Annotated in this window: 5 protein-coding genes; 3 read left to right on the forward strand and 2 right to left on the reverse strand. The window is 64.4% G+C overall.

Features of this window, described 5'->3' with window-relative positions; translation table 11 throughout:
• Positions 1 to 168 precede the first annotated feature (168 nt).
• Positions 169 to 1,263, reverse strand: coding sequence for a redox-regulated ATPase YchF (gene ychF, locus H928_RS0115310; RefSeq protein ID WP_021027298.1), 1,095 nt, complete (start codon positions 1,261 to 1,263; stop codon positions 169 to 171).
• A 205-nt stretch (positions 1,264 to 1,468) separates the two neighbouring features.
• Entirely contained in the window at positions 1,469 to 2,350 is an 882-nt protein-coding gene (locus tag H928_RS0115315; protein WP_021027299.1) for an MOSC domain-containing protein, read from the reverse strand.
• Positions 2,351 to 2,515: 165 nt separating this feature from the next.
• Here H928_RS0115315 and H928_RS0115320 point away from each other — a divergent pair, with 165 nt between their 5' ends.
• From H928_RS0115320 to H928_RS0115330, 3 genes are all read left to right on the forward strand, one after another.
• Positions 2,516 to 3,673 (forward strand): FAD-dependent monooxygenase, encoded by a 1,158-nt coding sequence (locus H928_RS0115320; RefSeq protein WP_021027300.1) that lies wholly within the window; start codon positions 2,516 to 2,518, stop codon positions 3,671 to 3,673.
• A 192-nt stretch (positions 3,674 to 3,865) separates the two neighbouring features.
• Positions 3,866 to 4,579, forward strand: a complete 714-nt coding sequence (locus H928_RS0115325) for a DsbC family protein (protein WP_021027301.1) — start codon at positions 3,866 to 3,868, stop codon at positions 4,577 to 4,579.
• Between the two features lie 110 nt (positions 4,580 to 4,689).
• Positions 4,690 to 6,219: M61 family metallopeptidase (locus H928_RS0115330; protein ID WP_021027302.1), on the forward strand; the 1,530-nt coding region annotated here is incomplete at its 3' end.

Below are 6,219 nucleotides of genomic sequence, written 5' to 3' on the forward strand. Positions count from 1 at the left end.
CTCGCAAGCAGCGGCTATCTTATACGGCTTGCCGCGCTGCTCTGCCATCCCGCTGCCACATGCGCATGACCGCAAGGCGCCATGAAAAAACCCGCTGACAAAGCAGCGGGCTCCTGGGGTTCGCCAGCACGCAGCGAGTGCGCACAGGCAGTTTCGTCGCCGAAACGGTCAGACGTTGAAGAGGAAGTTCAGCACATCGCCATCCTTGACGATGTATTCCTTGCCTTCGGCGCGCATCTTGCCCGCTTCCTTGGCGCCTTGCTCACCCTTGTACTGGATGTAGTCGTCAAAGGCGATGGTCTGGGCGCGGATAAAGCCGCGCTCGAAGTCGCCGTGGATGACGCCAGCGGCCTGGGGTGCGGTGGCGCCCACGGGCACTGTCCAGGCGCGCACTTCCTTCACACCGGCGGTGAAGTAGGTTTGCAGACCCAGCAGGGTAAAGCCGGCGCGGATCAGGCGGTTGAGGCCAGGCTCTTCCAGGCCCATTTCCTGCAGGAACATGTCGCGGTCTTCGTCGCCCATCTCGGACATTTCTGCCTCGATCTTGGCGCAGATGGCGACCACGGGCGCGCCTTGCGCTTGGGCATAGGCCTTGAGGCTGTCGAGCAGCGGGTTGTTCTCAAAACCGTCTTCGCTGACATTGCCGACAAACATCGCTGGCTTGGCGGTGATCAGGCAGAACTGCTTGAGCAGCGGCGCGTCTTCCTTGGACACGGGCACGATGCGGGCGGGCTTGCCCTCGTCGAGCACGGCCTGGATGGGGGTCAGCAGCGAGACCAGCTTGGCGGCTTCCTTGTCATTGCCCGACTTCGCCGCCTTGCTGTAGCGGTTCAGCGCCTTCTCCACGGTGGCCAGGTCGGCCAGGCACAGTTCGGTCTGGATGACTTCGATATCGGCGATCGGGTCGACCTTGTTGGCCACGTGGATCACGTTCGGGTCTTCGAAGCAGCGCACGACGTTCACGATGGCGTCGGTCTCGCGGATGTGGGCCAGGAACTGGTTGCCCAGGCCTTCGCCCTTGGAGGCGCCTGCCACCAGGCCGGCGATGTCGACAAACTCGACGATGGCCGGAACCACGCGCTCGGGCTCGACGATCTTGGACAGCTGGTCCAGGCGCGGATCGGGCACTTCCACCACACCGGTATTGGGTTCGATCGTGCAGAAAGGATAGTTTTCGGCGGCAATCCCTGCCTTGGTCAACGCATTAAAAAGGGTGGACTTGCCAACATTGGGCAAACCGACGATGCCGCATTTGAGGCTCATGGCAGTGCTTTCTCTATTCTTTCGGACAAACCCGGCATTTTAAGCCGACTGCATGGCAATCGCGAATCCAGGCGTATTAACGGGGGGCCTTCGAGCCGCAAGGCGCCCCCCCGAATAGGCGCCAAGCCGCAGGCAGTACATGCGTACGACAAGGCAGGGCGCGGCCGGCGAGGCAACGACGTATCCAGGCTTGTGTTTGCGGCTCTCAGTCAAACTGCAGGGCGCCGCCGACAGCATCACCCACCCGCAGCACCCCGCCCGTGCCCGCTGGCACATAGGCATTCATGCCAAAGGTCACGGCGCCATCCAGGCGCTCATCGTGGCGGTAGGTCTGCAAAGTGTCGGTCACGCTGGTGCCACTCGCAGCGGTGGCCGGGTCGATATCGGGGATGGGGCAGCGCGCGCAGGGCTTGATGAGGGGCAGATCGGCCCATTGCTGGCTGCCCGGGCCGCCCTGCTGCACCGACAGGCTCTCGATGCGGTCTTCGTCATGCGACTGAAAACCGTCGACGACGATATTGGCGCGAAAGCGCTCAGCCACCACTGGCACCTCGCCCGCCTGGCGCAGGCGCTCGTTGAGCTCATTGACCGAGGCCTGGCTGACGACCAGCACCGGAAAGCCATCGGCAAACTGCGTGGGCGCATCGGCCCCGCCCGTCCACTTCTTGCTCGCCAGCCGCAGCGCCTGCGGGGCCATGCGCACCAAAGTGCATTCCGTCTGCAAGAACGCGCTGAACCAGGCATTGACCGCATCGGGCGCCTGCAGGCCCGTCACCCGGTCATCCCAGACGCGCACCGCGCGCTCGGGGCCGCTAAAGGCCATGTCCACCTGGAGCGGGTCCATGCCCGGGGCGGTGACCGTCATCACGCCATCGGCAATGGCCGGCTGCACCAGCACCATGCGGGCGATTTCGCGCTGCGAGATGAATTCGCCCCGGCCATCGACGAGCATGAAGGCCCGGTCATGCTCCAGGCCCGTGGCCAACAGGCGTGCGCTTTGCACGGCGATGCCGGCACAGGATTTGATGGGAAAAACCCACAATTGGCCAATATGGCCGGTGACATCAAAAAAATCGCTATTTGCCATGCTGCTCTGCGCCTGGGTTGATTCTGGGCAAACCACACTGTAACGAGTAAATAGCCGCCTTGCATCTGGGGACACCCTGCTGAGCGCCCAACGGTGGCCAGCCCCCTGCGGCGAGTCGTACCTGCGCGCTGCACTGCCACGGTGCCCCACTACAATAGATCGCTTATGGCTTCTGAATTCGACGTTTGTATCCGTGGCGCGGGCATTGTGGGCCGCAGCTTGGCATTGTTGCTGGCGCGCGAGCGCATGCGTGTGGCGCTGGTGGACACGGCGCCTGCGCCCAGCAACAGCGGCCACGGCGATGTGCGCGCCTATGCGCTCAACCAGCTCTCGCGCGAGGTGCTGCAGTCGGTGCGCAGCTGGCCCGAGGCCCAGTACGCCACCCCGGTGACCCGCATGGATGTCTATGGCGACCAAGGCGGCGAGGTGCATTTTGATGCGGCGCAGCAGCATACCGAGGCGCTGAACTGGATCGTCGATGTGCCTGCGCTGGAAGCGCAACTGGCCGCTGCCGTGCGCTACCAACCGATGGTCGAGACGGTAGGCAGCCCGGTCGATGCCGCGCTGACGGTGGTCTGCGAAGGCAAGCACAGCCGCACCCGCGAAGAATTTGGCGTGGAGTTCGCCACCATCCCCTACCACCAGACGGCTGTCGCCACCCGCCTGCGCTGCGAGCGCCCCCATGGCCAGGCCGCGCGCCAGTGGTTTTCGGCCGCTGGCGACATTCTGGCCTTTTTGCCGCTGGGCGGCCCGGACGGCCATGAGGTGGCCGTCGTCTGGTCGCTGCCGGTCAGCCAGGTCGAAGGCGTCAAGGCGCTGGACGATGCAGGCCTGGCGATGGCGCTGGAATCGGCCAGCCAGGGCATGCTGGGCCAGTTGACGGTTTGCGCCGAGCGCGCCGCCTGGCCGCTGCAGCAATCGGTTGCGCGCCAGTGGTGCGGCCCGATGCCCGGAAGCGCCCTGCAAGGTACCGCCCGGGCCCAAAGCTGGGTGCTGGCCGGCGACAGCGCCCACGCCGTGCACCCGCTGGCCGGCCAGGGCCTGAACCTGGGCATGGCCGATATCGCCGCGCTGGCCCGTTTGCTGACCAGCGAAGATGCGCGCTGGCGCCGCCTGTCGGACCTGCGCCTGTTGCGCCGCTATGAGCGCGAACGCAAGGCGCGCCTGGCCCCCATCGGCTTGGCAATGGACAGCATTCAACAATTGTTTACCAGGCCAGAGACACCTTTGCAGAGCCTGAGAAACTGGGGCATGCGCGGCTTTGAGAGCAGCGGCCCGCTGAAATCCTGGGTCACCCGCCAGGCCATGGGAGTGAACTTTTAGCGCCCATCTGGTACAAACCGTCGTTCGGCCAAAAGCCGCTTGCGGTACCAAAATGTTCATATTGACGGGGGTTTAGCGTTCAGGCGCAGTTCCTGCCCAGACGGACAGCGGTGCACCGCCAAGCGGCTTTCCCTGCGTTGGGGTCTCTCCAGCGCGCAGGCTTTCACCATCAAGATTCAAAAAAGGTTTCTCATGCGAATTCTCTCTACCGTATTGGCCAGTGCTGCCATCGCGGCCAGTTTCTCTGCCAGTGCGCAAGAAGACGCGATCCGCAAGGCGCTGGCAGAGCGTATCCCCCAACTGCAAAAGATTGACGAAGTCAGCGCCACGCCGATGCAGGGCCTCTATGAAGTGCGCGTGGGCACCGACCTGTTCTACAGCGACGCCAAGGGCAACTACCTGATCCAGGGCGAGCTGATCGACACCCAGGCGCACCGCAACCTGACCGAAGACCGCATGAACAAGCTGACGGCGGTGGACTTCAACAGCCTGAACCTGAAGGACGCGATCAAGACCGTCAAGGGCAATGGCTCGCGCAAGATTGCCGTCTTTGAAGACCCCAACTGCGGCTACTGCAAGCGCTTCGAGAAAGACCTGCAAAACGTCAAGGACGTGACGGTCTACACCTTCCTCTACCCGATCCTGAGCCCCGACTCGGTCGAGAAGTCGCGCAATATCTGGTGCGCCAAGGACCCGGCCAAGGAATGGGCCAGCCACATGCTCAAGGGCACCGATGCCCCCGCCGCCGCATCGAGCTGCGACGTGACCGCGCTGCAGCGCAACATGGAATTTGGCCGCAAGTACAAGATCACCGGCACGCCAACGATCTTCTTTGCCGATGGCTCGCGCGTTCCCGGCGCGATCGGCTCGGATGACCTGGAAAAACGCCTCAAGGCCGTCAAGTAAGCCTGGCAGCTTGCTGCCCGCATCCCATCAGGCCCTTCGGGGCCTTTTTTGCGTCCGTTGAATTCCTGGGTCGGCACGCGACCATGCAATTGGGGCTACGCTTGCAGGCTATGACCAAAAGCGCACCCGCCCTGGCACCGCACGCCATCCAGTACACCATCACGCCCATCGATCTGCATGCCCACCTCTACCAGGTCGTGCTCAACATCCCCCGGCCCAAGGCGATGCAGACCGTGTCGCTGCCGGTCTGGATCCCTGGCAGCTACCTGGTGCGCGAGTTCTCCAAATCGCTGCAGGGCCTCGGCGCCAGCCAGAACGGGCAGCTGGTCGATATCCAGCAGCAGAACAAGAACACCTGGGTGGTGGACTGCAGCGCAGCGGAACCCGTCACCCTGAGCTACCAGATCTGCGCCTACGACAGCTCGGTGCGCACCGCCTGGCTCGACAGCCAGCGCGGCTTCTTCAACGGCACCAGCGTATTTTTGCGTGTGCATGGCAGCGAGGCCTTGCTGCAGGTGCTGCACATCGAGCCGCCGGCCCAGCAGCCCCACTGGCAGGTGGCTACCGGCCTCTTGGCCGCGCAGACCAACCCCCAGGGCTTTGGCCGCTACCATGCCAGCAGCTACGACGAGCTGGTGGACTGCCCGGTGGAGATGGGGCCGTTCTGGAGCGCCGAGTTCAGCGCCCATGGCGTGGCGCACCGCTTTGTGGTGGCCGGCGCACCGCCCAGCTTTGATGGCGCACGCCTCATTGCCGATACGCAAAAGATCTGCGAGACCGAAATCCGGCTCTGGCACCCCCGTGGCAAGCCGCCCTTCGAGCGCTATGTGTTCATGCTCAACGCCATGGACGACAACTACGGCGGCCTGGAGCACAAGAACTCCACCGCCCTGATCTGCAGCCGGCGCGACCTGCCCCGCAAGGGCGAGGCCCAGGCCAGCAGCGGCTACATCACCTTGCTGGGCCTGATCAGCCACGAGTATTTCCACACCTGGAACGTCAAGCGCCTGCGCCCGATGGAGCTGGCCAGCTACGACTACGAGCGCGAGAACTACACCGAGCTGCTGTGGTTCTTCGAGGGCTTTACCAGCTACTACGACGACCTGGTCCTGCGCCGCGCCGGCCTGCTGGACAACAGCCAGTACCTCAAGCTGCTCAACAAGACCTTGAACCAGGTGCTGCAGACGCCGGGCCGCCATCTGCAAAGCGTGGCCGAGGCGAGCTATGACGCCTGGGTCAAGTACTACCGCCAGGACGAGAACACGCCCAACGCCACCGTCAGCTACTACACCAAGGGATCGCTGGTGGCGCTGTGCCTGGACCTGAGCCTGCGCCGCGCAGGCCACAGCGGGCTGGACGTGGTGATGCGGGCACTGTACCGGCGCTGCAAGGCCGGCCCGATGCGCGAGCAGGACCTGCTCGATGTGCTGCACGAGCTGACGGGCCGCAGCTGGGCCGCCGACATCAGCGCCTGGGTGCATGGCAAGCTCGATCTGCCCGTGGCCGCCCTGCTCCAGGCCCATGGCGTGGATTGCCAGCCCGACAAGCCCCAGATTGCCCAGCAGCTGGGCCTGCGCGTGGCCGAAGGCGCTGCGGGCATCAGCATCAAGGTGGTGCTGCGCGGCGGCGCGGCCGAGGCC

Origin of the sequence: Comamonas sp. B-9 (genome assembly GCF_000410635.1) — a bacterium.
Lineage (GTDB): Bacteria > Pseudomonadota > Gammaproteobacteria > Burkholderiales > Burkholderiaceae_C > Comamonas.

Coding starts and splice junctions, on each gene's coding strand:
- ychF (WP_021027298.1), bottom strand. CDS start 1,263: ATGAGCCTCAAATGCGGCATCGTCGGTTTGCCCAATGTTGGCAAGTCC.
- H928_RS0115315 (WP_021027299.1), bottom strand. CDS start 2,350: ATGGCAAATAGCGATTTTTTTGATGTCACCGGCCATATTGGCCAATTG.
- H928_RS0115320 (WP_021027300.1), top strand. CDS start 2,516: ATGGCTTCTGAATTCGACGTTTGTATCCGTGGCGCGGGCATTGTGGGC.
- H928_RS0115325 (WP_021027301.1), top strand. CDS start 3,866: ATGCGAATTCTCTCTACCGTATTGGCCAGTGCTGCCATCGCGGCCAGT.